Below are 25,895 nucleotides of genomic sequence, written 5' to 3'. Positions count from 1 at the left end.
GCTCTGAATAGGTGCATGCCGTAACAAGGGCTGCCGACGCGGCCTTCTCTGCCGCGGTTTACCCGACCGCGGGTTCGCTCGCGGCGCGCGCGGCTCCCCGCGCGTCCGGTTTTGCGGACTTGCGGGCAGCTTCCGGGGCGCAGGCTCGAAGGTGCGCGCAAGATCCGTAAGCCGGAGGCGCGGGCCGCCGTGCTCGCCGAGATCGAGGCTGAGGTCGGCAAGGCCGAGGAACGGATGGCCGGCCGGCGCGCCCTTGTGCCCGAGGTCACCTACCCCGAGCAGCTGCCGGTCAGCCAGAAGAAGGACGAGATCGCCGACGCCATCCGCGACCATCAGGTCGTGATCGTCGCCGGCGAGACCGGCTCCGGCAAGACGACGCAGATCCCGAAGATCTGTCTGGAGCTGGGGCGCGGCGTCCGGGGCATGATCGGGCACACCCAGCCCCGCAGGATCGCCGCCCGCACGGTCGCCGAGCGCGTCGCCGAGGAGCTGAACACACCGCTCGGCGAGGCCGTCGGCTGGAAGGTGCGGTTCACCGACCAGGTGAACCAGGACGCGACCTTCGTCAAGCTCATGACGGACGGCATCCTGCTCGCCGAGATCCAGACCGACCGCGAGCTGCGCGCCTACGACACGATCATCATCGACGAGGCCCACGAGCGGTCCCTCAACATCGACTTCCTGCTGGGCTATCTCGCCCAGCTGCTGCCCAAGCGTCCGGACCTCAAGGTCGTCATCACCTCGGCCACCATCGACCCCGAGCGCTTCTCGCGGCATTTCGGTGACGCCCCGATCGTCGAGGTCAGCGGCCGTACGTACCCGGTGGAGGTCCGCTACCGGCCGCTGCTGGAGGAGGACGGCGACGACGCCGACCGCGACCAGATCACCGCGATCACCGACGCCGTGGAGGAGCTCCAGGCAGAGGGCAAGGGCGACATCCTCGTCTTCCTCTCCAGTGAGCGGGAGATCAGGGACACGGCGGACGCGCTCACCAAGAAGAACTACCGCTTCACGGAGATCCTGCCGCTCTACGCCCGGCTCTCCCACGCCGAGCAGCACCGCGTCTTCCAGCCGCACACCGGCCGCAGGATCGTTCTGGCCACGAACGTCGCCGAGACCTCGCTGACCGTCCCCGGCATCAAGTACGTCATCGACCCGGGCTTCGCGCGGATCTCGCGCTACAGCCATCGCACCAAGGTCCAGCGGCTGCCCATCGAGCCGGTGTCGCAGGCCAGCGCCAATCAGCGCAAGGGCCGCTGCGGCCGTACGTCGGACGGCGTCTGCATCCGGCTGTACAGCGAGGAGGACTTCGAGGCCCGGCCGGAGTTCACGGACGCGGAGATCCTCCGGACGAATCTCGCCTCCGTCATCCTGCAGATGACCGCGGCCGGTCTCGGCGACATCGAGAAGTTCCCCTTCATCGACCCGCCGGACCACCGCAACATCCGCGACGGCGTGCAGCTGCTCCAGGAGCTGAACGCCCTCGACCCGGCGCAGAAGGACCCCCGCAAACGGCTCACGGACACCGGCCGCAAGCTGGCCCAGCTGCCCGTCGACCCCCGGCTGGCCAGGATGGTCCTGGAGGCGGACAAGAACGGCTGTGTACGCGAGGTCATGGTCATAGCCGCCGCGCTGTCCATCCAGGATCCGCGCGAGCGCCCCGCCGACAAGCAGGCCCAGGCCGACCAGCAGCACGCCCGCTTCAAGGACGAGACCAGCGACTTCCTGGCCTACCTCAACCTCTGGCGCTACCTGCGCGAGCAGCAGAAGGAGCGGGGCTCGTCCTCGTTCCGCCGGATGTGCAAGCAGGAGTACCTCAACTTCCTTCGCATCCGCGAATGGCAGGACATCTATACGCAGTTGCGCACGGTCGCGAAGCAGATGGGCATCCACCTCAACGAGGAGGACGCCCCGGACGACCACATCCATCTCTCCCTCCTGGCCGGCCTGTTGTCGCACATCGGCATGAAGGACGTGAAGGAGGCCTCGGGAGAGGGCGGGAGGAGCACGGGGAAGAACGAGTACCTGGGGGCGCGCAACGCGAAGTTCGCGATCTTCCCCGGCTCGGCCCTCTTCAAGAAGCCCCCGCGCTTCGTGATGTCGGCCGAGCTCGTGGAGACGTCCCGCCTCTGGGCCCGCGTCAACGCGAAGATCGAGCCCGAGTGGGTCGAGCCCCTCGCCGCGCACCTCCTCAAGCGCACGTACAGCGAGCCGCACTGGGAGAAGGACCAGGCCGCGGTGATGGCGTACGAGAAGGTCACGCTCTACGGCGTGCCGATCGTGGCGCAGCGGAAGGTCAACTACGGGCGGATCGACCCGGAGATCAGCCGCGAGCTGTTCATCCGCAACGCGCTGGTCGAGGGCGACTGGCGCACGCACCACAAGTTCTTCTCGGACAACCGGCGCCTCCTCACCGAGGTCGAGGAGCTGGAGCACCGGGCCCGGCGCCGGGACATCCTGGTCGACGACGAGACGCTGTACGACTTCTACGACCAGCGGATCCCCGAACACGTCGTCTCCGGGGCCCACTTCGACTCCTGGTGGAAGCACAAGCGGCACGAGCAGCCCGACTTCCTCGACTTCGAGCGCGAGATGCTCATCAACGAGAAGGCGGGTGAGGTCAGCAAGGCCGACTACCCGGACTCGTGGCGGCAGGGGAACCTGAAGTTCCGGGTGACGTACCAGTTCGAGCCGGGCGCGGATGCCGACGGCGTGACCGTGCACGTCCCGTTGCAGGTCCTCAACCAGGTCACGGACGAGGGCTTCGACTGGCAGATCCCGGGGCTGCGCGAGGAGCTGGTGACGGAGCTGATCCGGTCCCTGCCCAAGCCGATCCGGCGCAACTACGTGCCCGCGCCGAACTTCGCCAGGGCGTTCCTGGACCGGGCCGTCCCCCTCCAGGAACCCCTGACCGCGACCATGACGCGCGAGCTGCGACTGATGGTCGGGGTGCCCTTCGAGGCGGACGACTTCGACCTGTCCAAGGTCCCCGACCACTTGAAGATCACTTTCCGGATCGTCGACGAACGGCGCCGCAAACTGGCCGAGGACAAGGACCTGGAGGCATTGAAGCTCAAGCTGCGCCCGAAGGCCCGCAAGGCCCTCTCCCAGGCGGCCGCGGCGACGGCCGAGCGCTCCGGCGGGGAGTCCCTGGAGCGCTCGGGCCTGACCGACTGGACGATCGGCACGCTCAGCCGCGTCTTCGAGACCCGCCGGGCCGGTCAGCCGGTGAAGGCGTACCCCGCACTGGTCGACGACGGCGACACGGTCTCCGTGCGCCTCTTCGACACGGAGGCGGAGCAGGCGCGGGCCATGTGGAAGGGCACGCGGCGGCTGATCCTGCGCAACATCCCGGTCAATCCGGCGAAGTTCGCCTCGCAGAAGCTGACGAACGCCCAGAAGCTGGCGCTGTCCGCCAATCCGCACGGCTCCATCCAGGGCCTGTTCGACGACTGCGCGATGGCCGCCGCGGACAAGCTCATCGGGGAGTTCGGCGGGCCGGCGTGGGACGAGGAGTCGTACCGGAAGCTGTACGACAAGGTGCGCGCCGAGATCGTCGACACGACCGTCCGCACGGTGGGGCAGGTGCAGCAGGTCCTGGCCGCCTGGCAGGCCTGTGAGCGCCGTCTGAAGGCCGTCCACAGCCCCGCGCTGCTGCCGAACCTCCAGGACGTGCGGGCGCAGCTGGACGCGCTCGTGAAGCCGGGCTTCGTGACGGAGGCGGGGCTGCGGCGCATGCCGGACCTGATGCGCTACCTGGTGGCGGCCGACCGGCGTCTGCAGCAGATGCCGACGAACGTCCAGCGGGACACGACGCGGATGCAGAAGGTCCACGAGATGCAGGACGAGTACGCCTGGCTCCTGGAGCAGCTGCCGCAGGGCCGGCCGGTGCCGTCGTCGGTCCTGGACATCCGCTGGATGATCGAGGAGCTTCGGGTCAGCTACTTCGCCCACGCACTGGGCACGGCGTACCCCGTCTCCGACAAGCGGATCGTGAAGGCGATCGACGCGGCGGCGCCGTAACGGCACCCGCACACAGGGTGAGTTCGACCAGGACCCCACCCTCCTGTACAGTCTCTTTTCGCAGCGCACCGCAAGGATCGCACTGCGAAACCTGGTCCTGTGGAGCAGTTTGGAGTGCTCGCCACCCTGTCAAGGTGGAGGCCGCGGGTTCAAATCCCGTCAGGACCGCAGAGAAAGAGCCCGGATCCTCGGATCCGGGCTCTTCGCCGTCTGCGCCCTCGCCCGGAGCAGACAGAGGCCGCGCCCGCGGCGGAGCCGCAATCGGATACAGCAAATCCCGTCAGGACCGCAGAGAGCCCGGATCCTCGGATCCGGGCTCTTCGCCGTCTGCGCCCTCGCCCCGAGCAGACAGAGGCCGCGCCCGCGGCGGAGCCGCAATCGGATACAGCAAATCCCGTCAGGACCGCAGAGAGAGCCCGGATCTTCGGATCCGGGCTCTTCGCCGTCAGGGCTGCTCGTTCTCATCAGAGCTCGGATCCGAAGATCCGGGCTCTTTCGCATGTCCTGACCTCGTCGTAAGCCACTCGGGCCCCCACGCGCCGTCTTGACGGCCCCTCATTCCGTCGGTACCCCAGAACCAGGGCCGTTCCCCGTGCGGCCTTCAGGAGGTGGCGTATGGCGACAGCGACCAGGCACGAGACGCGGGCCCTGCTCCGCGCGCATCTGTCGGCCGCGTCGTCGTACCGGCACCTCACACGTCACTGCCCGATCTGCCATCGCCTGCTGAGGCTGGCGATGGAGTCGGGGCCGGGTACGCCTCAGGTCGCGGCGCCGGCGCGGGAGGACGAGAGCCCGGCACCGGCATGATCCACGAGGGGCCTCAACACCCGCCAGAGCAGGGGCTGCTGGAGCCGGAGGCTCCTCTACCGCACCCGCGGCGGAGCTAACAAGCTGCTCGGTATGTGACGGGTGTCACCGCATGAGTTTTGGAAAGTGCGGTACTTACACCCCGCCTACAAAGGGTCAATTTAATATGTGCAATTGCACCCTGCCCGAGGTGCCGCACACCGATGATCCGACACCCCTCCCCAGGCTCCTACAAGGCCGCTCACGGCAGGTGCGGCAGACCCACCCCGGGCGCACAAAAAAGATCGCGCTGGACCCGGCGGAGTCCAGCGCGATCTACGACGCACCCTGTTGTATGCCTGGAAAGCTCTGACTGGCTTGGGCGTGGGGCCTGTTGGGGCAGGATCCCGCGTCGCTTGGAGCTGTGGTTCCGGACTCCGCGGCCAGTTGGGGGACCAGCCGGTTTGCCCGGTTATTCAGTTGTTCAGGCCTCGCTGCGCTGCTGCGGGATGCCCGCGAGCAGAGCGCGGACCTCGGCCTCGCGGTAGCGCCGATGCCCGCCGAGCGTGCGGATCGACGTGAGCTTGCCGGCCTTCGCCCACCGCGTGACCGTCTTGGGGTCGACGCGGAACATGGTGGCGACCTCAGCCGGGGTCAGCAGCGGCTCGGCATCAGGGGTGCGAGCGGTCATGAGCGGCCTCCTCGGGAGAACCGAACCTTCTCGGTTCTTTCCTCTAAATTCTGCACCTTGACCCGCGTTGCCCGAAATGGCGGACGCGAGTCGAGTCGGTTATAGGACGAACGGCTTGTCCTCGGCACTACAACTACACCATCTGTCCAGCCGCGTCGGCCAAACCGATGGAATTGCCCCTCCAGGTGTTCATCAGCGACGGAAGCCGATGGACCATGCCATAGCGGACAGTCACACCGCTGTGACGATCAGTCACAGGGTGATCAGGAAGTCACCAGACCCCCCAAAGCGTGCAATGCTGAGATTCCGCCCATAGTGCAGCACTACAGGACGGAAGGAGTCCTCCCCGGACTCCTTGTCCTATTTTGGCATGAGGAGGGGCAAGGGACGCAAGAGCCTCGTACGTGTAGTCCGTCACGCTTGGCCTACTTGAGAGGTCTGCCCGGATCGGGTCCTACGTCCCTTGTTGACGAAGTTTCAGGAGACGCAGAGCCCGCTTCAGGAACTCGGTGCGAGGACGAAACCCCAAATCGGGCGGTTCGTCAAACGTCAGTTCGTGACCGAATGCGAGCGGTCTGTACGGACATCAAGGTCAGGCGTCAGTTGGCCGACCGAAGATTCCGTACGGAACGCCACCGCTCGACGAGCCGGGCGTACGCCTCCCCCGCACCGGCCCCGTCGCCCCGGCGCAGCGCGGCGATGCCCTCGGCGACGTCCGCCGCGGAGTGGTCGTCCTCCAGCGTCCCGGTCGGCACCACGTGCACCAGGCCGCCGTAGTCCAGCTCCACGAGCGAGCGCGGGTGGAACTCCTCCAGCCAGCGGCCGACGTCCATCAGGCCGTCGATGAGCGGCCCTTCGTTCATGGCCTCCCTCAGGGCACGCAGGCCCCGGGCCACCCGCCGCCGGGCCTGGACCATGGGGGTGCGGTAGCGCAGCACGGGCGGGCCGTCGCCGGACTCGCCTTTGTCGTACTCGCGCTCCTCGTCGGAGACCAGCACGAACCAGTTGATCGGCACCTGCCAGGTGGCGGTACGGATCCACGGCCGGGCGTCCGGGTTGATCGTCAGCCAGCGCTCGTAGTCCTGGGCCGCCTGACGCCGCAGCACGGGCGGCAGGACCGCGTCCATGACCGGCGGGGGGAGCTCCTCGGAGAGGTCGTCCAGGGCCAGCCAGCCGCGCAGCCGGGTGCGCCAGGGGCAGACGCAGACGACGCCGTCCACGTCGAGGACGAAGGCGTCGTCGCTCTCGTGCACCGGCACCGGGACCGGCGGGGTGGGGGCCAAGTCGGCCAGGGCCCGGCGGAGTTCGTCCTGGTACGAGGGGCGGTCCGTGCGGCGGGCGTAGCGGGCCCACTGGCTGCGCTCCGGCTCCGGGAAGGCGGCCAGCGGTTCGTACACGCGCAGGTAGGTCGCATAGGGGACGATCACCGAGGTCACCTTGGGCACGCCTGCTCCCTCCCCCGCGCACCGCCGCGAAAACCTGCGGAGCCCACTCACGATCGCGCGGGAAATCTATGCAAATCGTCGCACGGGTGTACTCCGGTCGGAGGTGATCCTGTGCACTGTGCGGCCGACGGGGCCACCAGGCTCTAATCTCATGCTCAACAGTCCCCGCCACCCGCACGGGAGCTGGCTCTCCACCCGCCGCACCTACTCAGGAGTCACCACAGTGACCGACGTAACCGGCGCACCTGCTGATGTACTGCACACCCTGTTCCACTCGGACCAGGGCGGACATGAGCAAGTCGTGCTCTGCCAGGACCGCGCGAGCGGCCTCAAGGCCGTCATCGCCCTCCACTCCACCGCCCTGGGCCCCGCGCTCGGCGGTACGCGCTTCTACCCGTACGCGAACGAGGCCGAGGCCGTCGCCGACGCGCTGAACCTCGCCCGCGGGATGTCGTACAAGAACGCCATGGCCGGCCTCGACCACGGCGGCGGCAAAGCCGTGATCATCGGTGACCCGGACACGATCAAGAGCGAGGAGCTTCTCCTCGCCTACGGCCGTTTCGTCGCCTCCCTCGGCGGCCGCTACGTCACCGCGTGCGACGTCGGCACGTATGTCGCCGACATGGACGTCGTGGCCCGTGAGTGCCGCTGGACGACCGGCCGCTCGCCGGAGAACGGCGGCGCCGGGGACTCCTCCGTCCTCACCGCCTTCGGCGTCTACCAGGGCATGCGGGCCTCCGCGCAGCACCTGTGGGGCGACCCCTCGCTGCGCGGGAAGCGGGTCGGCATCGCCGGCGTCGGCAAGGTCGGCCACCACCTGGTGGAGCATCTGCGGGCCGAGGGCGCCGAGGTTCTCATCACCGACGTGCGCGAGGAGGCCGTGGGGCGGATCCTCGCGGCGCACCCGGCGGGGGTGACGGCCGTCGCCGACACCGCGACCCTGATCCGCGCCGAGGGCCTCGACATCTACGCCCCGTGCGCGCTCGGCGGTGCCCTGAACGACGACACCGTGCCCGCGCTCACCGCCAAGGTGGTCTGCGGCGCCGCCAACAACCAGCTCGCCCACCCGGGCGTGGAGAAGGACCTCGCCGACCGCGGGATCCTCTACGCGCCGGACTACGTGGTGAACGCCGGCGGTGTCATCCAGGTCGCGGACGAGCTGCACGGCTTCGACTTCGACCGGTGCAAGGCGAAGGCGTCGAAGATCTTCGACACCACGCTGGCCATATTCGCACGTGCGAAGGAGGACGGCATTCCGCCGGCCGCCGCGGCCGACCGGATCGCCGAGCAGCGGATGCACGACGCGACCCTGGCCCGCCGGGGGCGCTGACCCCGGGTCGGTGCGGGACTGATCCACGGAGTCTCGTACGTTTGACCGGTACCCGCCGGTGGGCAGTTAGAGAGAACTCTCACTTCTACCGGCGGGTCGACCGTCGATAAGTGGTTAAAATCGCGGTTGACCAGCGAGGACGGGGCGCCTCGAAGGTCCTGGGCGCGGGCACGTCATGCGGGCGACGTACCGTATGGGCGCGGGCTCAGGTACCGTGGAAGCCCTACGGACCGGTCTCTCCGCGGAGAGTCCGTGCCGGACCATGAACGCGTGTCAAGACTCTGGGGCCGTCGAGCCCCGTCGTTGAGGGGGTCGAGCCATGGGGCGCGGCCGGGCCAAGGCCAAGCAGACGAAGGTCGCCCGCCAGCTGAAGTACAACAGCGGTGGGACTGACCTCTCACGCCTGGCCGAGGAGCTGGGTGCATCGCCTTCGAATCCGCAGCCGCCTAACGGCGAGCCGCTCGAAGACGATGATCAGGATGACGACCTGTACGCACGGTACGCCGACCTCTATGAGGACGACGACGACGAGGACGACCAGTCCTCGCAGCATCGTCGCGGCGCTTGACCCTGCACTGAGCACTTGCCCGGTCGGTGACTTCGGTCACCGACCGGGTTCTGTGATGCCCGCGGGGTCATGACCCCCGTGCCTCAGTTCGCGTAGTCACCGATCAGGGCGGCACCAGTGGTGTGCTCGCCCCGGTCCGTGATCTCTCCGGCCACCCAGGCGTCCACGCCGCGGTCGGCGAGGGTCGCCAGGGCCACGTCCACGGACTCCTGCGGCACGATCGCGATCATGCCGACGCCCATGTTCAGGGTCTTTTCGAGCTCCAGGCGCTCGACGCTGCCCGTGCGGCCGACGAGGTCGAAGATCGGGGCCGGCGTCCAGGTGGAGCGGTCCACGATCGCGTGCAGCTGGTCCGGGATCACCCGGGCGAGGTTGGCCGCGAGGCCGCCGCCGGTGATGTGGCTGAAGGCGTGCACCTCGGTGGTGCGCATCAGGGCCAGGCAGTCCAACGAGTAGATCTTCGTCGGCTCCAGGAGCTCCTCGCCGAGGGTGCGGCCGAGCTCCTCGATGTGCGCGTCCAGCGCCAGGCCCGCCTGGTTCAGCAGGACGTGGCGGACGAGGGAGTACCCGTTCGAGTGAAGACCGGAGGACGCCATGGCGATCACCGCGTCACCCGTCCGGATGCGATCCGCGCCGAGCAGCCGGTCGGCCTCCACGACGCCCGTACCGGCGCCGGCGACGTCGAAGTCGTCCTCGCCCAGCAGGCCCGGGTGCTCGGCCGTCTCACCGCCGACCAGGGCGCAGCCGGCGAGCACACAGCCCTCGGCGATGCCCTTGACGATGGCGGCGACCCGCTCGGGGTGGACCTTGCCGACGCAGATGTAGTCGGTCATGAACAGCGGCTCGGCGCCGCAGACCACGATGTCGTCCATGACCATGGCGACCAGGTCGTGGCCGATGCTGTCGTAAACGCCGAGCTGTCGGGCGATGTCGACCTTGGTGCCGACACCGTCCGTGGCGGAGGCGAGCAGGGGCCGCTCGTAGTTCTTCAGGGCGGAGGCGTCGAAGAGACCGGCGAAGCCGCCGAGGCCGCCGAGGACCTCGGGGCGCTGGGCCTTCTTCACCCACTCCTTCATCAGTTCGACGGCGCGGTCGCCGGCTTCGATGTCGACGCCCGCGGCTGCGTAGCTGGCACCAGTTGTGTCAGGCATGACGATAAGAACCTTTGTGTCGTACGGCAGGTGTTACGGGCCGTCTACGGGCGGCGGATCGCGTCGGCGGCGGCCGTGGCGGCCGGGCCGGCGGCCAGCTCCGTCTCCAGCAGCTGCTTGCCGAGCAGCTCGGGGTCCGGGAGCTCCATCGGGTACTCGCCGTCGAAGCAGGCGCGGCACAGGTTCGGCTTGGCGATGGTGGTCGCCTCGATCATGCCGTCGATGGAGATGTAGGCCAGGGAGTCGGCGCCCAGGGAGGTGCCGATCTCGTCGATCGTCATGCCGTTGGCGATGAGCTCGGCGCGGGTGGCGAAGTCGATGCCGAAGAAGCAGGGCCACTTCACGGGCGGCGAGGAGATCCGGATGTGGACCTCGGCCGCGCCCGCCTCGCGGAGCATGCGGACCAGGGCCCGCTGGGTGTTGCCGCGCACGATGGAGTCGTCGACGACGACCAGGCGCTTGCCCTTGATGACTTCCTTCAGCGGGTTCAGCTTCAGACGGATGCCCAGCTGGCGGATGGTCTGCGAGGGCTGGATGAACGTCCGGCCGACATACGCGTTCTTGACGAGGCCGGCGCCGAACGGAATGCCGGAGGCCTCCGCGTAGCCGATCGCCGCGGGCGTGCCCGATTCCGGGGTCGCTATCACCAGGTCGGCCTCGACGGGCGCTTCCTTGGCGAGCTTGCGGCCCATCTCCACGCGGGAGAGGTACACGTTCCGGCCGGCGATGTCGGTGTCCGGGCGGGCCAGGTACACGTACTCGAAGACACAGCCCTTGGGCTTCGCGTCCGCGAATCGGGAGGTTCGCAGGCCGTTCTCGTCGATGGCGACGAACTCGCCCGGCTCGATCTCCCGGACGTAGCTGGCGCCGCAGATGTCGAGGGCGGCGGACTCGGAGGCGACGACCCAGCCGCGCTCGAGCCGGCCGAGGACCAGCGGGCGGATGCCCTGGGGGTCCCGGGCCGCGTACAGGGTGTGCTCGTCCATGAAGACGAGCGAGAAGGCGCCCCGGACCTTCGGGAGGACCGTGTGAGCGGCCTCCTCGATGGTCAGCGGCTTGCCGTCCTCGTCGACCTGGGCCGCGAGGAGCGCGGTGAGCAGGTCGGTGTCGTTGGTCGCCGCGACGCGCGGGGTGCGTCCGCCGTCCTGCTTGGGCAGGTCGGCGACCATCTCGGCGAGCTGGGCGGTGTTGACGAGATTGCCGTTGTGGCCGAGCGCGATGGATCCGTGTCCGGTCGCGCGGAAGGTCGGCTGGGCGTTCTCCCAGACGGAGGCACCGGTGGTCGAGTAGCGGGCGTGACCGACCGCGATGTGACCCTGGAGCGAACCGAGGGAGGTCTCGTCGAAGACCTGGGAAACCAGGCCCATGTCCTTGAAGACGAGGATCTGCGAGCCGTTGCTGACCGCGATTCCCGCGGATTCCTGGCCTCGATGCTGGAGGGCGTAGAGCCCGAAGTACGTGAGCTTGGCGACCTCTTCGCCCGGAGCCCAGACACCGAAGACGCCGCAAGCGTCCTGGGGGCCCTTCTCACCGGGGAGCAGGTCGTGGTTGAGTCGTCCGTCACCACGTGGCACGCCACCGAGTGTAGGCGAGGTCGACCACTGGTCCGAATTGGGGATACCGGACTTTCCGGTGGATCACCGCTCGGCGACCGCTCGCACACTCGTACCGTTTTCGCTGGTCAGCGTCAGGGTTTGGTGATCGACTCCGTACTTCAGCTTCCCGTCGAAAAGACGCAGCAGCGTCTTCTCGCCGTCCATGAGTGAGTCTTCGCACATCATTCGGGTCGTGGCCGGGGGGCCGACGGTGATATGGCCGTCGCTGACCGTGGCCTTCGCGTTCACCTTGTTGCAGCCGAGACTGCCGGAGACCGTGCCCTTCTTCGCGTCGAAGGTGAGGTGGGCCCGGCCGTCGGCGTTCGGGGTCGTGACGGTCCACTTGGTGCCGGCCAGCGGGGCGTCCTTGGCCTTGGTCAGGCGGACGGTGTCACCCGCGTCGGTGGTGAGGGTGAGGTGGTCGTCGTCCACCTTCGCCTTCAGCTCCTGGTCGGAGAAGGCCCGCGCGAGGGTCGTCTCGAACTCCATGGGCTTGTTCTCGCAGGCCATCTCGGTGGACCTGGTCTTGCCCAGCCGGACGCGGTCGCCGTCGACGGTGGCCTCGGCGCTGAAGTTGTTGCAGCCGAGGCTGCCCTCGGCCCGGCCCTTGTCGATGGTCACATGGGCACCGGTGGGGGCCTTCTGCGTCGTGCCGTCCGCGGTGACGCTGTCCACGTTCCACCGCACGCCGGTGACCGGCTTGTCGGCACCGACCGAGCCGCTGCCGCCGTCCGCCTTCTCGCTGCCGCAGGCCGCCATGAGCGGGACGAGCATGGCGGCGGCCGTCAGGGTCATGCGCTGCTTCTGCCTGTCCATGCCACTTCGACGGGGGACCCGGGGGGATCGGTTCCCCTTACGGCGGGGATTCCTTCTGATGCCATGAGCATTCAGGCGAACGGGCGGCCGGTGCTCAGGCCATCAGGGGCAGGAGGGCCGACAGGTCCGCGCGCTCCCCGCTCGCGCTGACCTTGGCGTCCTGGAGGGCCTCGGCCCACGCCAGCCGCCCGGTCGCCAGCCGGATCCAGGTCAGCGGGTCCGTCTCGACGACGTTGGGCGGGGTGCCCCGGGTGTGCCTCGGCCCCGCCACGCACTGCACCACCGCGTACGGCGGCACTCTCACCTCCGTCGAACCACCGGGCGCCTTCACGGCGAGCGCGTCGGCCAGCAGCCGGGTGCAGGCGGCCAGGGCCTGGCGGTCGTAGGGGATGTCCAGGCCGGGGACGGCGGCGTTGAGGTCGTCGGTGTGGACGACGAGTTCGACGGTGCGGGTGACGAGGTAGTCGGCGAGGGGCAGCGCGCCGGCGCTGGTGGCGAGCAGCCGGGTGCCGGGGTGGGCGGCGAGGTCGGCGGTGAAGCGCTCCTCGACGGCCGCGAGGTGGGCGGCCGGGTCGGGGTGGCTCCCGGCCGGCTCGCGGGCGTGGGCGGCGATGTCCGGGGCGTCGGCCACGATCGCGGCGGGCCAGTCGAGCAGCGTGCCGTCCTGCTTGGCCGGCTCCGGCAGGCCGGTCAGCCGGGAGACCGCCGCGAGGCTCATCCCGACGTGGGCCACCAGCTCCCGGACGGTCCAGTCGCCCAACCGGGTGGGCAGGGCGAGCTGCTCGGGGGTGAGTCCGGCGGCAGCGGCCCGTACGTTCCCGAACTGGGCGAGCACCGCCGTGCGGATCTTGGCGGGGTCGTAGCTGCGGGTGCGCTTCTTGGCCGGTGGCATGGGGGCCAGCCTAAGTGGGGGCGGTGACAGAGGGGGGTGCCTCGAAGGTCTCCCCGTTCCGGGGCACGCCGATGCCCCGCCAGGTGAAGGGAACGCCCCGGGCCACGCCCGGGTCCGGGCCGTCCATCAGCTGGAAGTGCAGGTGCGGTTCGGAGGAGTTGCCGGAGTTGCCGCAGTGGGCGACCACCTGACCGGCCCGTACCCAGTCGCCCTCGCGGACGGTGAGGGAGCCGCGCCGGAGATGGGCGTAGGCGGCGTAGGTGTCGTTGCCGAGGTCGAGGACGAGGTGGTTGCCGAGGATGCGGTGGACGCCGGCGACCTCTCGCACCATCCCCTCGGGAAGCATCAGGTACAGCAGCCCCGGCAGGGAGGTGCGGCTGAGGTGGTCGCGCTGCCGGTGTTCGGCGCGTACGACCGTGCCGTCGGCGACGGCGAGGACGGGGGCGCCGTAGGCCGGGAAGTCCTTGGGGCGGCGGGCGAGCGGCCACAGCCACCGGAAAGCCGGGCGGGCGCCCGGTTCGGGCTCGGCGAGGATGTCGATGGCGAAGGTCTGGCCGTAGCTGTGCACGCCGTGGCTGGGAGTGCGGTCGGCCGGGCTGTTCAGCGCGGACCAGCGGCCGGTGACGGGCGGGTCGACGCCGACGGGCTCGCGGGCGGCCCGCGGCGCGTCCGGGGCGCCGCCCCACCGGTTGACCAGGATGACGACGGCGTACGCCAGGACCGCCGGCGCGAAGTTCCACCACCAGGGAACGGCCGACAGGCCGAAGCAGAGGTCGGCGGCTATCAGGCCGAAGAAGACCAGCCACAGGGCGCGATAGGTCACCATGCCGAGTTTGCGTGCGGACATCCTGTCTCCCGGTTCCTCTAGGGGCGGGTGGTCGCCAGCGCCGTCAGGAGCGGTACGACCCGAGCCGGCGGCACTTCGTGGCGGCCCCGGCCGGTCGTGTGCAGCCAACCCGTGGCGGTGAGCTGACGCAGGTGGTGGTAGATCTGGCCGGTCGTGCCGACCTCGTCCAGCTCGGCGAGTTCGGCGGCGGTGCGCCGGCCGCCGAGGATCTCGCGCAGCAGGCGGACACGGACCGGGTGGCCGAGCGCGGCGAACGACTCGGCGGCCGTCGTCCACTCGTCCTCCAGCAGGTCCTGGGTGAGGGCGGTCATCTGCCAGGCGTACTCCTCGCCCGTCGGCAGGCGCACAGAGCCGGTGTAGAGGACTCCGCCGTCGGCCGCTCCCGCCTCCGACAGCTGGTCCTTCAGCCCGTTCAGGGCCCAGAAGTCGCTCCCGTCGATGCGGGGGCCGGTGCGCCTGGCCCCTTCCAGGGCCTCGATGCGGCGTTCGAGTTCGGCTACGCGTTGCTCCAGTTCCACTCCTCCGAGATTACGGAACTACGTAATATCGTGCAAGTGCCGGGTGGGCTGGGCGCACCGGTCCGGGCACGCCGAAGCCCCCGTCCGGCGGACCGGGCGGGGGCTTCGGAGCCGTTGCCTACTTCAGCAGTGCCGGGATCGTGCCCTCGTGCGTCTCGCGCAGCTCGGTCAGGGTGAGCGCGAACTCGCCCTGGACGTCCACGGTGTCGCCGTCGACGACACCGATGCGGGTGACCGGGAGGCCCCGCGCACCGCACATGTCGTTGAAGCGGACCTCCTCGGAGCGCGGCACGGCCACCACGGCGCGGCCCGCCGACTCGGAGAAGAGGAAGGTGAAGGCGTCCAGACCGTCCGGGACGATCAGGCGGGCGCCCTTGCCGCCCAGCAGCGCCGACTCGACGACCGCCTGGATCAGACCGCCGTCGGACAGGTCGTGCGCGGAGTCGATCATGCCGTCGCGGGAGGCGGAGATCAGGATCTCCGCCAGCAGGCGCTCGCGCTCCAGGTCGACCTTGGGCGGCAGACCACCGAGATGGTCGTGCACGACCTGCGACCAGGCCGAGCCGCCGAACTCCTCACGCGTGTCGCCGAGGAGGTAGAGCAGCTGCCCCTCCTCCTGGAAGGCGACCGGCGTGCGGCGGGCCACGTCGTCGATGACACCGAGGACCGCGACCACCGGGGTCGGGTGGATGGCGGCCTCGCCCGTCTGGTTGTAGAGGGAGACGTTGCCGCCGGTCACCGGCGTGCCGAGCTGCTGGCAGGCGTCCGCCAGACCGCGCACGGCCTCCGCGAACTGCCACATCACCGCCGGGTCCTCGGGCGAGCCGAAGTTCAGGCAGTCGGAGACGGCCAGCGGCTTGGCGCCGGTGGTGGCGACGTTGCGGTACGCCTCCGCCAGGGCCAGCTGGGCGCCGTGGTACGGGTCGAGCTTGGCGTACCGGCCGTTGCCGTCCGTGGCGATGGCCACGCCGAGGCCGGTCTCCTCGTCGATCCGGATCATGCCGGAGTCCTCGGGCTGGGCGAGGACGGTGTTGCCCTGCACGAAGTGGTCGTACTGGCTGGTGATCCAGGACTTGGAGGCCTGGTTCGGGGAGCCGACCAGCTTCAGGACCTGGTCCTTCAGCTCCTCGGAGGTCGCCGGCCGGGGCAGCTTGTTGGCGTCGTCGGCCTGGAGCTCGTCCTGCCAGGACGGGCGGGCGTACGGGCGCTCGTAGACCGGGCCCTCGTGCGCGACCGTGCGCGGGTCGACGTCGACGATCTTGCCGCCGTGCCAGTAGATCTCCAGGCGGTCGCCGTCGGTCACCTCACCGATGACGGTGGCGATGACGTCCCACTTCTCGCAGATCTCCAGGAAGCGGTCGACCTTCTCCGGCTCGACGACCGCGCACATGCGTTCCTGCGACTCGCTCATGAGGATTTCCTCGGGCGAGAGCGTGGAGTCGCGCAGGGGGACGTCGTCCAGGGTGACGCGCATCCCGCCGGAGCCGTTGGAGGCGAGCTCGGAGGTGGCGCAGGACAGGCCCGCCGCGCCGAGGTCCTGGATGCCGACGACCAGCTTCTCGGCGAAGGCCTCCAGGGTGCACTCGATGAGGAGCTTCTCCTGGAAGGGGTCGCCGACCTGGACGGCCGGGCGCTTCGAGGGCTTGGCGTCGTCGAAGGTCTCGGAGGCCAGGATCGAGGCGCCGCCGATGCCGTCGCCGCCGGTGCGGGCCCCGTACAGGATGACCTTGTTACCCGCGCCGGACGCCTTCGCGAGGTGGATGTCCTCGTGCCGCATGACGCCGATGGCGCCGGCGTTGACCAGCGGGTTGCCCTGGTAGCAGGCGTCGAAGACGACCTCGCCGCCGATGTTGGGCAGGCCCAGGCAGTTGCCGTAGCCGCCGATGCCCGCGACGACGCCCGGCAGGACGCGCTTGGTGTCGGGGTGGTCGGCTGCGCCGAAGCGCAGCGGGTCGACGACCGCGACCGGGCGGGCGCCCATCGCGATGATGTCGCGGACGATGCCGCCGACACCGGTGGCCGCGCCCTGGTAGGGCTCCACGTACGACGGGTGGTTGTGCGACTCGACCTTGAAGGTGACCGCGTAGCCCTGGCCGACGTCCACGACACCGGCGTTCTCACCGATGCCTACGAGCATCGCGTCGGACTCGGGGGCCTTCTCGCCGAACTGGCGCAGGTGCACCTTGCTGCTCTTATACGAGCAGTGCTCGGACCACATGACGGAGTACATTGCGAGCTCGGCGCCCGTGGGCCGGCGGCCGAGGATCTCGACCACGCGCTCGTACTCGTCCTTCTTCAGGCCCAGTTCGGCCCAGGGCAGCTCGACGTCGGGGGTCGCGGCCGCGTGCTCGACCGTGTCCAGAGGCGTCCGGCTCATGCGTTGACCAGCTTCTTGAGGATCGAGGTGAAGAACGGGAGGCCGTCGGTGCGGCCGGTGCCGATCAGCGGCTCGACGGCGTGCTCGGGGTGCGGCATGAGGCCGACCACGTTCCCGGCCTCGTTGGTGACGCCGGCGATGTCCCGCTGCGAGCCGTTGGGATTGAAGTCCATGTAGCGGAAGGCGACGCGGCCCTCGGCCTCCAGCTGGTCGAGCGTGTACGCGTCGGCGACGTACTGCCCGTCGTTGTTCTTCAGCGGGATGTGGATCTCCTGGCCGGCCGAGTAGTCGGTGGTCCAGGCGGTCTCGGCGTTCTCCACGCGCAGCTTCTGGTCGCGGCAGATGAAGTGCAGGTGGTCGTTGCGCAGCATCGTGCCCGGCAGCAGGTGGGCCTCGGTGAGGATCTGGAAGCCGTTGCAGATGCCGAGCACCGGCAGACCGGCCTTCGCCTGCTCCAGCAGGGGCTCCATCACCGGCGAGAAGCGGGCGATGGCCCCGGCGCGCAGATAGTCGCCGTAGGAGAAACCGCCGCACAGCACCACGGCGTCGACCTGCTTGAGGTCCTTGTCCTTGTGCCACAGGGCGACCGGCTCGGCGCCCGCGACGCGGATCGCGCGCTGTGTGTCACGGTCGTCCAGACTGCCGGGAAAAGTGACGACGCCAATACGAGCGGTCACTTCGCGGCCTCCGCGACTTCCTCGACCCGGATCGTGAAGTCCTCGATCACGGTGTTCGCGAGGAAGGACTCCGCAAGATCATGAATGCGGGCGAGGGCGGCCTCGTCGACCGGCCCGTCAACTTCCAGTTCGAAACGCTTTCCCTGGCGGACGTCCGAGATCCCGTCGAAACCCAGCCGCGGCAGTGCGCGCTGGACCGCCTGGCCCTGGGGGTCGAGGATCTCCGGCTTGAGCATGACGTCGACTACGACGCGTGCCACTGGCACTCCCGGTGTGTGGTGCTGAGCAGGTTCCTTCAGACTACCCGGACAAAATTTCTACGCGCGTTGACTTGTAGGAAACTACGTGACCGTCATCACGATCCGGCATCGAAGGACCCACACACGGAATTTTCGGGAAAGATTCCGGATCGACACCCGGCGCCTATTGCCTTCTGACACGCAGAAGGATTTAGTCGGGCTTCACAATGTATTGCCGGGCACTGTACAAATGAATTGGCATAGTGCCGCATGAAGGGACCGATATTCGTGGCGCAGAAGGTCGTGGTCACTCTCTTTGACGACATCGACGGCTCGGAAGCGACGGAAACGATCGCCTTCGGACTGGACGGCAGGTCGTACGAGATCGATCTGAGCGAAGTCAACGCCGGAGAACTGCGGAAGGCGCTCGCGCCCTACGTGGAAGCCGGCCGCAAGCGGTCCCGCTCGGGCAAGGCGTACCGGCAGACGGAGGTCGCCCCCGACCCGTCGGCCGTGCGTGCCTGGGCCCAGGCCAACAAGATGGAGGTCCCCGCGCGCGGGCGCATCCCCAAGAAGGTCTACGAGGCGTTCACCGCCGCGCAGTGACGGCCCGTCGGGCCCGGACCGGCGCCCGGCCACCCGCCCCTCGCGGCAACCGACTTGCGCAGCACCCCGGCTGATCAGCTAGAGTCTGGAGCACGCCGAGGGGCGAGGCCGAAAGGCCCAGCTCACGGAAACATGCGGGTGTAGTTCAGTAGTAGAACATCCCCCTTCCAGGGGGAAGGCGCAGTGTGCGATTCCTGTCACCCGCTCTGCATCGCCGTACCGGCCACTGTCGTGGATCAGGTAGGCTGGTGCCCGCACCGGTCAGTGAAAGCTGATCGGGAGCACATGCGGACGTAGCTCAGTTGGTAGAGCGCAACCTTGCCAAGGTTGAGGTCGCGAGTTCGAACCTCGTCGTCCGCTCGGGAAAGAAGCCCCGGTCCATCAGGACCGGGGCTTCTTCGTGTCCTGCTCCCCGCTTCTGACATTTGTCATGCCGAGTGATGACAGCGCGCACTGCTTGCTGACCCGAACGGCCGGAACGCTTGGAGCATGGAAACCAACGGACACGAACACGTGATTGAGGTCACTGACCTGCGGCGTGTGTACGGGGGCGGGTTCGAGGCGGTCCGCGGAATCAGCTTTTCCGTCCGGCGCGGGGAGATCTTCGCGCTGCTCGGCACCAACGGCGCGGGCAAGACGTCGACCGTCGAACTCCTGGAGGGACTCGCGCAGCCGGCCGGCGGACGAGTACGCGTCCTCGGGCACGACCCCTACACCGACCGGGCCGCCGTACGGCCGCGCACCGGCGTGATGCTCCAGGAGGGCGGCTTCCCCTCCGAGCTCACCGTCGCCGAGACCGCGCGGATGTGGGCGGGATGCGTGAGCGGGGCCCGGCCGCCGGCGGAGGTACTGGCGCTGGTCGGCCTGGAGGCGAAGGCCGAGACGAGGGTCAAGCAGCTGTCCGGCGGCCAGCGGCGCCGCCTCGACCTGGCCCTCGCCCTGCTCGGCGACCCCGCGGTGCTCTTCCTCGACGAGCCGTCCACCGGGCTGGACGCCGAAGGCCGCCGGGCGACCTGGGAGTTGGTGAGCGCGCTGCGCGACGGCGGCACGACCGTGCTGCTGACCACGCACTACCTGGAAGAGGCCGAGAACCTCGCCGACCGGCTCGCGATCATGCACGAGGGCCGGATCGCCACCACCGGTACCCCGGCCGAGGTGACCGCCGCGGAGCCGTCGCGGATCTCCTTCGAACTGCCCGACGGCTACTTCGTCGGCGACCTCCCGCCGCTCGGCGAGCTGGGCGTGACCGGCCACGAGACCGACGGCCGGATCGTCCGGCTGCGCACCCATGAACTCCAGCGGTCGGCCACCGGCCTGCTGATGTGGGCCGCGCAGGCCCGGGTCGAGCTGCGCCGCCTGGACGTGCGCTCGGCCTCCCTGGAGGAGGCGTTCCTCGGGATCGCCAAGGACGCCTCCGCGCGGCAGGCCATGGGCACGACGACGAAGGAGTACGCGGCATGAGCGCCACCCGTACGACGCCCCGCCCGGTCGCGGCGGCGACGACCCCGCTGAGCCGGATGACCTCTCTGGCCCGCGCCGAACTGACCCTGCTCGGGCGGACCCGTGGCGCGCTGTTCGCCGCCCTGTTCGTGCCGCTGGTGATGCCGGTCAGCGTGAAGGCGGCGTCCGAGGACATGGACCTCGCCGGGGCGGGGCTGAGCCCCGGCACCCTGGTGCTGCCCGCCGCCGTCGGCTTCTCCCTGCTGTTCGCCGTCTACTCCGTGCTCGTCGGCGCGTTCGTCGTGCGGCGTGAGGAGCTCGTGCTCAAGCGGCTGCGCACCGGTGAGCTGCGGGACATCGAGATCCTGGCCGGCACGTCACTGCCGGCGGTCATCACCGGGCTCGCGCAGTGCCTGCTGCTGGTGGTGGGGTGTGCGGTGCTGATGGACCTGTCCGCGCCGTCGGCGCCCCATCTGGTCGTCCTCGGGCTGCTGTTGGGGCTCGTGATGAGCGCCGCCCTCGCCGCGGCCACCGCGAGTTTCACCCGGACCGGCGAGAGCGCCCAGGTCACGCCCATGCCACTGCTGATGGTCTCGATGATCGGCTCCGGCATGTTCGTACCGCTGGAACTGTTCCCGGACCGCGTGGCCTCCCTCCTCGAACTGCTGCCGCTGACGCCCGTGGTCACGCTGGTGCGCGGTGGCTGGACCGGGGACCTCCCCGCGTACGAGGCGCTGGGCGCTCTCGCGACCGCCATGGCCTGGATCCTCATCGCGGTGTTTGCTGTACGGCGGTGGTTCCGCTGGGAACCGCGGCGTTGACCGAAGGGGAGTGACGGGGCGGATGCGCACGCCGGGCAGGTGGTGGCGGCACAAGACCACGCCGGAGAAGGTCGAGTCGTACACACGGTGGTCGTTCCACTTCTTCGCGGTGATGGAGTTCTTCTCCGTCGGACTCACGTCCGTGGCTCCGCTCGGGCCGCGGCTGGGTGCCGTCGCGATGCTGGTGGTCGCGGTGCACGCGGCCCTCTGCTTCGTGACCGTGTCGCGGTCGGTCGACTGGACCCGTGGCCGCAGGCCCCAGCCCACCGTCCTGATGTGGACCCTGGCCGCCGTCACCGCCGCCATCGCCGCGGCCGCGCTCGGCCTCGCCGAGCTCGGACCCGACCGCGAGGGCATCGACACCGCCGCCGGTGGCGTCTTCGGAGTGATCCTGATCTTCGGGCCCGGCATCATCGCGCTCGGCGTCCGCTCCCGGCGGCGCGCGTTCGGCATCGCGGGGGGCTTCGCGGCGGGCACCTGGGTGGCGGCGTTCGCGCTCGGCGCCCCCGCGCTCACGGCGCTCTTCACGTCTCTGATCGTGCTGATCGGCGGCGTGTTCATCGCCTTCACGGCCGTGTTCTCGGTGTGGCTGCTCAACTCCGTCTACGAGCTCGACGAGGCCCGCGAGGCCCGGGCCCGGCTCGCCGTCGCCGAGGAGCGGCTGAGGTTCGGGCGGGATCTGCACGACGTCATGGGGCGCAATCTCGCCGTGATCGCCCTGAAGAGCGAGCTGGCCGTGCAGCTGGCGCAGCGGGGGCGGCCCGAGGCCGTGACGCAGATGGTCGAGGTGCAGCGGCTCGCGCAGGAGTCGCAGCGGGAGGTACGGGAGGTCGTGCGCGGCTACCGGGAGGCCGACCTCGGCTCGGAACTCGCCGGGGCGCAAGGGGTGCTGGCGGCGGCCGGCATCGACTGCACGGTCGGCGGGGCGACGGCGGTCGGATTGCCGACCGCGGTGCAGTCCGCCCTGGGGTGGGTGGTGCGGGAGGCCGCGACGAACGTTCTGCGGCACGGGGACGCTCGGCGGTGTGCGGTGCGATTGCAGGTGCTGGAGGGGCGAGTGGTGTTGTCCGTGGAGAACGACGGGGTGAGCGAGGCGGGGCCGGAGTCCAAGGCCGGACCGTCCGGCTCGGGGCTCGCCGGGCTGCGGGAGCGGCTGGCGGAGATCGACGGGACGCTGGAGGCCGGGCCCGCGGGGCAAGGGCTGTTCCGGCTGACGGCGGAGATTCCGCTGCCGTCGCGGTCCGGCCCCTCCGGCGCCGTCCCGGCCGCCGTCGCCACGCGCGCTGTGAGTGAGGTCACACCATGACGGCCGTGGACCCCGTGCGGCTGCTGCTCGCCGACGACGAGCACCTCATCCGGGGAGCGCTCGCCGCGCTGCTGTCGCTGGAGGACGACCTCGTCGTGGTCGCCGAGGCGGCCACCGGGCCCGAGGCGCTGGCGATGGCCCGGGCGCACAAACCCGACGTCGCCGTGCTGGATCTCCAGATGCCCGGCGCCGACGGTGTGAAGGTCGCCACATCCCTGCGGACCGAACTGCCCGGCTGCAAGGTGCTCATCGTGACCAGCCACGGACGGCCCGGGCATCTGAAGCGGGCGCTGGCGGCCGGGGTGCGCGGGTTCGTGCCGAAGACCGTGAGCGCGCAGCGGCTCGCGGAGCTCATCCGGACGGTGTACGCCGGGAACCGTTACGTCGACCCTGAGTTGGCCGCCGACGCGATCGCCGCCGGGGATTCGCCACTGACCGCGCGGGAGGCCGAGGTCCTGGAACTCGCCGCCGACGGTGCGCCCGTCGCGGAGATCGCCGAGCGGGCCGCGCTGTCGCAGGGGACCGTGCGGAACTATCTGTCGTCGGCCGTCTCAAAGCTCGGTGCCGAGAACCGGCATGCGGCGGTACGGCTCGCGCGGGAGCGAGGTTGGGTATAGTGGTTCTCGCGCCACGGCGCATGCGAACGTAGCTCAGTTGGTAGAGCGCAACCTTGCCAAGGTTGAGGTCGCGAGTTCGAACCTCGTCGTTCGCTCCATCGAGAAGCCCCCCGGTTCCGCCGGGGGGCTTACTTGTGTCCTACGACCAGCTCGTGCCGGTCAGGCGCTCGTACGCCTCGACGTACTTGGCGCGGGTGGCGTCGACGACCTGCTGGGGCAGGGCCGGCGGCGGCTGCTCGCTCTTGCGGTCCCAGCCGGACTCCGCCGAGGTCAGCCAGTCCCGGACGAACTGCTTGTCGTACGACGGCTGCGCACGGCCCGGCTGCCACTGGTCGGCCGGCCAGAAGCGGGAGGAGTCCGCCGTGAGGACCTCGTCGGCGAGGACCAGATCGTCGCCCTCGAAGCCGAACTCGAACTTGGTGTCGGCGAGGATGATGCCCCGCTCCCGGGCGATGTCCCGGCCCCGGGAGTAGACGGCGAGGGTCGCCTGGCGCAGCCGGGCGGCGGTGTCCGCGCCGACCTGGCGGGCGACCTCCTCGTAGGAGACGTTCTCGTCGTGCTCGCCGACGGCGGCCTTGGTGGCCGGGGTGAAGATCGGGGCGGGCAGTTCACTGCCGTCCGTCAGGCCCTCCGGCAGGGCGAGGCCGCAGACCGTGCGGGTCTCGTTGTACTCGGCGAGGCCCGAGCCGGTGAGGTAGCCGCGGGCCACGCACTCGACCGGGACCATCTGCAGCGACTTGCAGATCAGCGTGCGGCCCGCCCAGTCGGCGGGGGCGCCGTCGGGCAGTTCCGTGCTCAGCACGTGGTTCGGGACCAGGTCGGCGAGCCGGTCGAACCACCACAGGGACAGCTGCGTGAGGATCCGGCCCTTGTCGGGGATCTCGGTCGGCAGCACCCAGTCGTAGGCGGAGATACGGTCACTGGCGACCATCACGAGGTCGCCCGCCTCGTTCCGGTACAGCTCGCGCACCTTGCCGGTGTGCAGATGTACCAGACCCGGAACCTGGATCGGCTCGGGCTTTTCGACGAATCCGGACACGGTGCCTCCCCGTGGTTCTGTCCAAGTGGCTCGATTCTCCCGTATCCGAGCCTGATCACGGACAGGGGGTCAGTCGCGTTTGCAGATGCGGTCCAGGAGATTGGCGGTGGCACGCTGGATGCGCGGATCGACGTGGCCGGGGCGGTCCAGGGCCGGTGACCAGGCGAACGTTCCGGATGCGAAGACCCAGGCGCCGGAGGGGGCGCGGTACAGGGACGTCTCCTGGTGACGGAGGGCGCCCTCCTTGTCGGTGTACGGGGAGTGGGCGAGCAGCATGCGCTCCTCGTGCTCGGGCAGCGGGGTGCGCGGGAAGTAGCGGTCGGCCTCGCCCGCCACCAGGTTCTCGATCTCGTCGCCCTCGTGCGCCCCGGTCGCCTCCCACAGCCAGTGCCCGGCGTTGCGCACGATCAGCGGGTGCGGCTCGGGGACGGGTCCGGCGTACTGGATGCCCATGAGCTGCTGCTCCGCACGGTCGATCTCCCGCCACAGCACCGGCTTGCCCGGGCCCCTGCGCTTGCGGCAGGTCAGCAGCCTGTCGGGGACGCCGGACGGGGAGGGGCCCAGCTCCACCTGCCAGTACATGGAGTTGGCGGAGAGGAAGACCAGCGAGGTGCCGGCGTCGCGGCCGCGCTCCGCGGTGGCGCGCATGGCGGCCGACCAGTACTCGTCGTGGCCCGGGAAGACCAGGCCGCGGTAGCGGGTGGGGTCGACGCGACCCGCGTGCAGGTCGCTGGCGTCGGCGTAGGCGACGTCGTAGCCGTAGCGCTCGGCCCAGCGGATGAAGTCGTAGGCGTGGCCGACGTGCAGGGGCAGGCCCGCGCCCGCGTACGGGCGGTCGAAGGAGACCGTCGTGGCGGCCTCGGACTCGCCGAGCAGCCGGCCCTTCTCGTCCCAGGCGTGGTAGAGGCTGGCGCCGGTGCGGCCGTCCTCCGGGTAGAGGTTGTACGCCTGCCAGGTGACGTCGGGCAGCACGAGCAGCAGGTCGGCGGGCTGGTCGTGGCGGACGGTGAAGGGCACGTGGGAGCGGTAGCCGTCGGCGGTGGTGAGAACGGCGACGTACGCGCCGATGTTCCAGTACGAGGGGACCTGGAGGCGCCAGGACAGCCACCAGTGGTGGCAGGAGACCGTACGGTCCGCTGCGAGCGGCGCGGGCTGGACGATGCCGGACAGCCGCGGGCTGGTGGTGATCTTCGCGGCGCCGTCACCGCCGTAGTGGCCGATGCGGTAGATGTCGACGGCGAACTGCTGCGGCGGGTCGACGGTGATGTGGAAGTCGATGGCTTCGCCGGGGGCGACCGCGCCGGTGGAGGTGAAGCCCTTGATCTGGCGGTTGACGTCGTCGGCCGCGCGGGGGCCGCCCGAGCGGCTGCCCTTCTTCGGCGGGTTCGGCGCGTCCTGGTCCACGTACCAGGGGACGACCTGGCCCGAGTCGTCGAAGTAGGTCACGTTGCCCCGCAGCCACGGAACGGGGCCCTGCCCGAAGGGATCCGTCACGGCGTGTGCCAGCGCTCCCGACTCCCAGCGGCGGATCTGCTCCGAGCCCATGGTGCTTCCCCTCCCCTGTGCCCCCGTGGTGGTGCCTGCCCGAGTGGTGTGTGCGGTGCTCTGTGCGGCGTGCGGTGCCTGAGCGGTGCGTGCGGCGTCCGCGGTCCGTGCGGCGCCGTCGTGCCTATGTGCTTGTCGTATGTCGCAAGCCCTTGCCATACACGCGAACGGTCCAAGCACATCACATAACGCGCGCACTTCGTCACTGTTCGTTTTGAATTGGCCAGAACCGGAAGCTCGTGCTCCGTGTTCAGCCGAGGCGGACCGGCTTCTCCGGCCGTATGCCGAGCTGGGCCAGCCAGACCCGCAGGGGCGTGGCGTCGCCGTCCTCGATGAGGGTGAGGACCTTGGGCGCCAGGTCGGCCGTGCGCTCACCGTCGATCAGGAGGGTCGGGCCGTCCAGCCAGTCCAGGCCCGGGCTCGCACCGGCGGTGTCCATCGCGGCGCAGCAGACCATCGCGGTGAGGTGGTCTGCGAGCAGCTCCCTGGCCGTGCGCGGGGGCTGGAGGGGGAAGAGAGGGAGGGCCCGGTCGTCCCAGAGGGCCGCCGGGTCGGGGGTCGGGGAC

General features: G+C 69.9%; 21 protein-coding genes, 4 tRNA genes and 2 pseudogenes. 13 read left to right on the top strand and 14 right to left on the bottom strand.

The features are described from left to right. Positions 1-135: 135 nt before the first annotated feature. From hrpA to K4G64_RS26640, 3 genes and pseudogenes are all read left to right on the top strand, one after another. A pseudogene (gene hrpA, locus K4G64_RS26650) lies at positions 136-4,023 on the top strand (ATP-dependent RNA helicase HrpA); the annotation flags it as partial. Between the two features lie 93 nt (positions 4,024-4,116). Next, positions 4,117-4,191 (top strand) — tRNA-Asp (locus tag K4G64_RS26645). A 447-nt stretch (positions 4,192-4,638) separates the two neighbouring features. Beyond that, positions 4,639-4,830, top strand: coding sequence for a DUF6274 family protein (locus K4G64_RS26640; RefSeq protein ID WP_221758532.1), 192 nt, complete (start codon positions 4,639-4,641; stop codon positions 4,828-4,830). Between the two features lie 463 nt (positions 4,831-5,293). Here the strand turns inward: K4G64_RS26640 and bldC are convergent, their stop codons facing one another. Together bldC and K4G64_RS26630 are read right to left on the bottom strand one after the other, a co-directional pair. After that, positions 5,294-5,500 (bottom strand): developmental transcriptional regulator BldC, encoded by a 207-nt coding sequence (bldC, locus tag K4G64_RS26635; RefSeq protein ID WP_003949541.1) that lies wholly within the window; start codon positions 5,498-5,500, stop codon positions 5,294-5,296. A 599-nt stretch (positions 5,501-6,099) separates the two neighbouring features. After that, entirely contained in the window at positions 6,100-6,945 is an 846-nt protein-coding gene (locus K4G64_RS26630) for a hypothetical protein (RefSeq protein WP_221758531.1), read from the bottom strand. A gap of 223 nt (positions 6,946-7,168) precedes the next feature. Here K4G64_RS26630 and K4G64_RS26625 point away from each other — a divergent pair, with 223 nt between their 5' ends. Next, the gene (locus K4G64_RS26625; protein ID WP_221758530.1) at positions 7,169-8,275 is read left to right on the top strand and encodes a Glu/Leu/Phe/Val dehydrogenase dimerization domain-containing protein; all 1,107 of its coding nucleotides are present in this window, start codon (positions 7,169-7,171) and stop codon (positions 8,273-8,275) included. A gap of 319 nt (positions 8,276-8,594) precedes the next feature. Next, a complete protein-coding gene (locus tag K4G64_RS26620) occupies positions 8,595-8,843 on the top strand; it encodes a DUF3073 domain-containing protein (protein WP_221758529.1) in 249 nt (82 codons plus the stop codon). 83 nt (positions 8,844-8,926) lie between these two features. On the opposite strand, the gene purM is transcribed toward K4G64_RS26620, so the two are convergent. The 9 genes from purM to purS all read right to left on the bottom strand — a co-directional run bounded on the left by purM (position 8,927) and on the right by purS (position 17,976). Next, positions 8,927-9,994, bottom strand: coding sequence for a phosphoribosylformylglycinamidine cyclo-ligase (gene purM / locus K4G64_RS26615; protein ID WP_221758528.1), 1,068 nt, complete (start codon positions 9,992-9,994; stop codon positions 8,927-8,929). Positions 9,995-10,038: 44 nt separating this feature from the next. Further along, positions 10,039-11,568, bottom strand: a complete 1,530-nt coding sequence (gene purF / locus K4G64_RS26610; protein ID WP_190900507.1) for an amidophosphoribosyltransferase — start codon at positions 11,566-11,568, stop codon at positions 10,039-10,041. Positions 11,569-11,631: 63 nt separating this feature from the next. Next, the gene (locus tag K4G64_RS26605; protein ID WP_221758527.1) at positions 11,632-12,405 is read right to left on the bottom strand and encodes an META domain-containing protein; all 774 of its coding nucleotides are present in this window, start codon (positions 12,403-12,405) and stop codon (positions 11,632-11,634) included. 94 nt (positions 12,406-12,499) lie between these two features. After that, on the bottom strand, positions 12,500-13,297 hold the full coding sequence (locus tag K4G64_RS26600; RefSeq protein ID WP_221758526.1) for a maleylpyruvate isomerase family mycothiol-dependent enzyme: 798 nt from the start codon (positions 13,295-13,297) through the stop codon (positions 12,500-12,502). A 10-nt stretch (positions 13,298-13,307) separates the two neighbouring features. Beyond that, positions 13,308-14,144, bottom strand: a complete 837-nt coding sequence (locus tag K4G64_RS26595; RefSeq protein ID WP_221758525.1) for a M23 family metallopeptidase — start codon at positions 14,142-14,144, stop codon at positions 13,308-13,310. A 17-nt stretch (positions 14,145-14,161) separates the two neighbouring features. Beyond that, positions 14,162-14,662: a helix-turn-helix transcriptional regulator gene (locus K4G64_RS26590; RefSeq protein WP_221758524.1), complete on the bottom strand. Its 501-nt coding sequence runs from the start codon at positions 14,660-14,662 to the stop codon at positions 14,162-14,164. Between the two features lie 118 nt (positions 14,663-14,780). After that, positions 14,781-17,039 carry a phosphoribosylformylglycinamidine synthase subunit PurL gene (gene purL / locus K4G64_RS26585; protein ID WP_221758523.1) on the bottom strand — a complete coding sequence of 753 codons (2,259 nt, stop codon included), beginning with the start codon at positions 17,037-17,039 and terminating at the stop codon, positions 14,781-14,783. Next, complete coding sequence (purQ, locus tag K4G64_RS26580) at positions 17,036-17,716, bottom strand: phosphoribosylformylglycinamidine synthase subunit PurQ (protein ID WP_221758522.1); 681 nt, start codon at positions 17,714-17,716, stop codon at positions 17,036-17,038. Before purQ ends, purL begins: the two co-directional genes overlap by 4 nt. Beyond that, the gene (gene purS / locus K4G64_RS26575; RefSeq protein WP_031137820.1) at positions 17,713-17,976 is read right to left on the bottom strand and encodes a phosphoribosylformylglycinamidine synthase subunit PurS; all 264 of its coding nucleotides are present in this window, start codon (positions 17,974-17,976) and stop codon (positions 17,713-17,715) included. Before purS ends, purQ begins: the two co-directional genes overlap by 4 nt. Positions 17,977-18,243: 267 nt before the next feature. Between purS and K4G64_RS26570 the strand changes: the two genes are divergently transcribed. The 8 genes from K4G64_RS26570 to K4G64_RS26535 all read left to right on the top strand — a co-directional run bounded on the left by K4G64_RS26570 (position 18,244) and on the right by K4G64_RS26535 (position 22,843). Beyond that, entirely contained in the window at positions 18,244-18,561 is a 318-nt protein-coding gene (locus tag K4G64_RS26570) for an Lsr2 family protein (protein WP_221758533.1), read from the top strand. Positions 18,562-18,695: 134 nt separating this feature from the next. After that, positions 18,696-18,767 (top strand) — tRNA-Gly (locus K4G64_RS26565). An 81-nt stretch (positions 18,768-18,848) separates the two neighbouring features. Continuing rightward, positions 18,849-18,921, top strand: a tRNA-Gly gene (locus K4G64_RS26560). A gap of 129 nt (positions 18,922-19,050) precedes the next feature. Then, positions 19,051-20,022 (top strand): ABC transporter ATP-binding protein, encoded by a 972-nt coding sequence (locus K4G64_RS26555; protein ID WP_221758521.1) that lies wholly within the window; start codon positions 19,051-19,053, stop codon positions 20,020-20,022. Further along, positions 20,019-20,822, top strand: coding sequence for an ABC transporter permease (locus K4G64_RS26550; RefSeq protein ID WP_221758520.1), 804 nt, complete (start codon positions 20,019-20,021; stop codon positions 20,820-20,822). Before K4G64_RS26555 ends, K4G64_RS26550 begins: the two co-directional genes overlap by 4 nt. Positions 20,823-20,844: 22 nt before the next feature. Continuing rightward, a complete protein-coding gene (locus K4G64_RS26545; protein ID WP_221758519.1) occupies positions 20,845-22,128 on the top strand; it encodes a sensor histidine kinase in 1,284 nt (427 codons plus the stop codon). Further along, the gene (locus K4G64_RS26540; RefSeq protein ID WP_221758518.1) at positions 22,125-22,745 is read left to right on the top strand and encodes a response regulator transcription factor; all 621 of its coding nucleotides are present in this window, start codon (positions 22,125-22,127) and stop codon (positions 22,743-22,745) included. Before K4G64_RS26545 ends, K4G64_RS26540 begins: the two co-directional genes overlap by 4 nt. Positions 22,746-22,767: 22 nt before the next feature. Continuing rightward, a tRNA-Gly gene (locus K4G64_RS26535) sits at positions 22,768-22,843 on the top strand. A gap of 41 nt (positions 22,844-22,884) precedes the next feature. Here the strand turns inward: K4G64_RS26535 and K4G64_RS26530 are convergent. The 3 genes and pseudogenes from K4G64_RS26530 to K4G64_RS26520 form a co-directional block, all read right to left on the bottom strand. Beyond that, entirely contained in the window at positions 22,885-23,784 is a 900-nt protein-coding gene (locus K4G64_RS26530) for a phosphoribosylaminoimidazolesuccinocarboxamide synthase (RefSeq protein ID WP_221758517.1), read from the bottom strand. Between the two features lie 69 nt (positions 23,785-23,853). Further along, complete coding sequence (locus K4G64_RS26525) at positions 23,854-25,329, bottom strand: N,N-dimethylformamidase beta subunit family domain-containing protein (protein ID WP_221758516.1); 1,476 nt, start codon at positions 25,327-25,329, stop codon at positions 23,854-23,856. Between the two features lie 250 nt (positions 25,330-25,579). Further along, positions 25,580-25,895: pseudogene (locus K4G64_RS26520) on the bottom strand (hypothetical protein); the annotation flags it as partial.

The organism is Streptomyces sp. WAC04114, from assembly GCF_019733245.1.
Taxonomy (GTDB): Bacteria; Actinomycetota; Actinomycetes; order Streptomycetales; family Streptomycetaceae; genus Streptomyces; species Streptomyces massasporeus_A.
Note: the sequence above shows the minus strand (reverse complement) of the source record. Positions and strands in the feature narration are given on the sequence as shown.

Coding starts and splice junctions, on each gene's coding strand:
- K4G64_RS26640 (WP_221758532.1), top strand. CDS start 4,639: ATGGCGACAGCGACCAGGCACGAGACGCGGGCCCTGCTCCGCGCGCAT.
- bldC (WP_003949541.1), bottom strand. CDS start 5,500: ATGACCGCTCGCACCCCTGATGCCGAGCCGCTGCTGACCCCGGCTGAG.
- K4G64_RS26620 (WP_221758529.1), top strand. CDS start 8,595: ATGGGGCGCGGCCGGGCCAAGGCCAAGCAGACGAAGGTCGCCCGCCAG.
- purM (WP_221758528.1), bottom strand. CDS start 9,994: ATGCCTGACACAACTGGTGCCAGCTACGCAGCCGCGGGCGTCGACATC.
- K4G64_RS26605 (WP_221758527.1), bottom strand. CDS start 12,405: ATGGACAGGCAGAAGCAGCGCATGACCCTGACGGCCGCCGCCATGCTC.
- K4G64_RS26600 (WP_221758526.1), bottom strand. CDS start 13,297: ATGCCACCGGCCAAGAAGCGCACCCGCAGCTACGACCCCGCCAAGATC.
- K4G64_RS26595 (WP_221758525.1), bottom strand. CDS start 14,144: ATGTCCGCACGCAAACTCGGCATGGTGACCTATCGCGCCCTGTGGCTG.
- purL (WP_221758523.1), bottom strand. CDS start 17,039: ATGAGCCGGACGCCTCTGGACACGGTCGAGCACGCGGCCGCGACCCCC.
- K4G64_RS26555 (WP_221758521.1), top strand. CDS start 19,051: ATGGAAACCAACGGACACGAACACGTGATTGAGGTCACTGACCTGCGG.
- K4G64_RS26550 (WP_221758520.1), top strand. CDS start 20,019: ATGAGCGCCACCCGTACGACGCCCCGCCCGGTCGCGGCGGCGACGACC.
- K4G64_RS26545 (WP_221758519.1), top strand. CDS start 20,845: ATGCGCACGCCGGGCAGGTGGTGGCGGCACAAGACCACGCCGGAGAAG.
- K4G64_RS26540 (WP_221758518.1), top strand. CDS start 22,125: ATGACGGCCGTGGACCCCGTGCGGCTGCTGCTCGCCGACGACGAGCAC.
- K4G64_RS26525 (WP_221758516.1), bottom strand. CDS start 25,329: ATGGGCTCGGAGCAGATCCGCCGCTGGGAGTCGGGAGCGCTGGCACAC.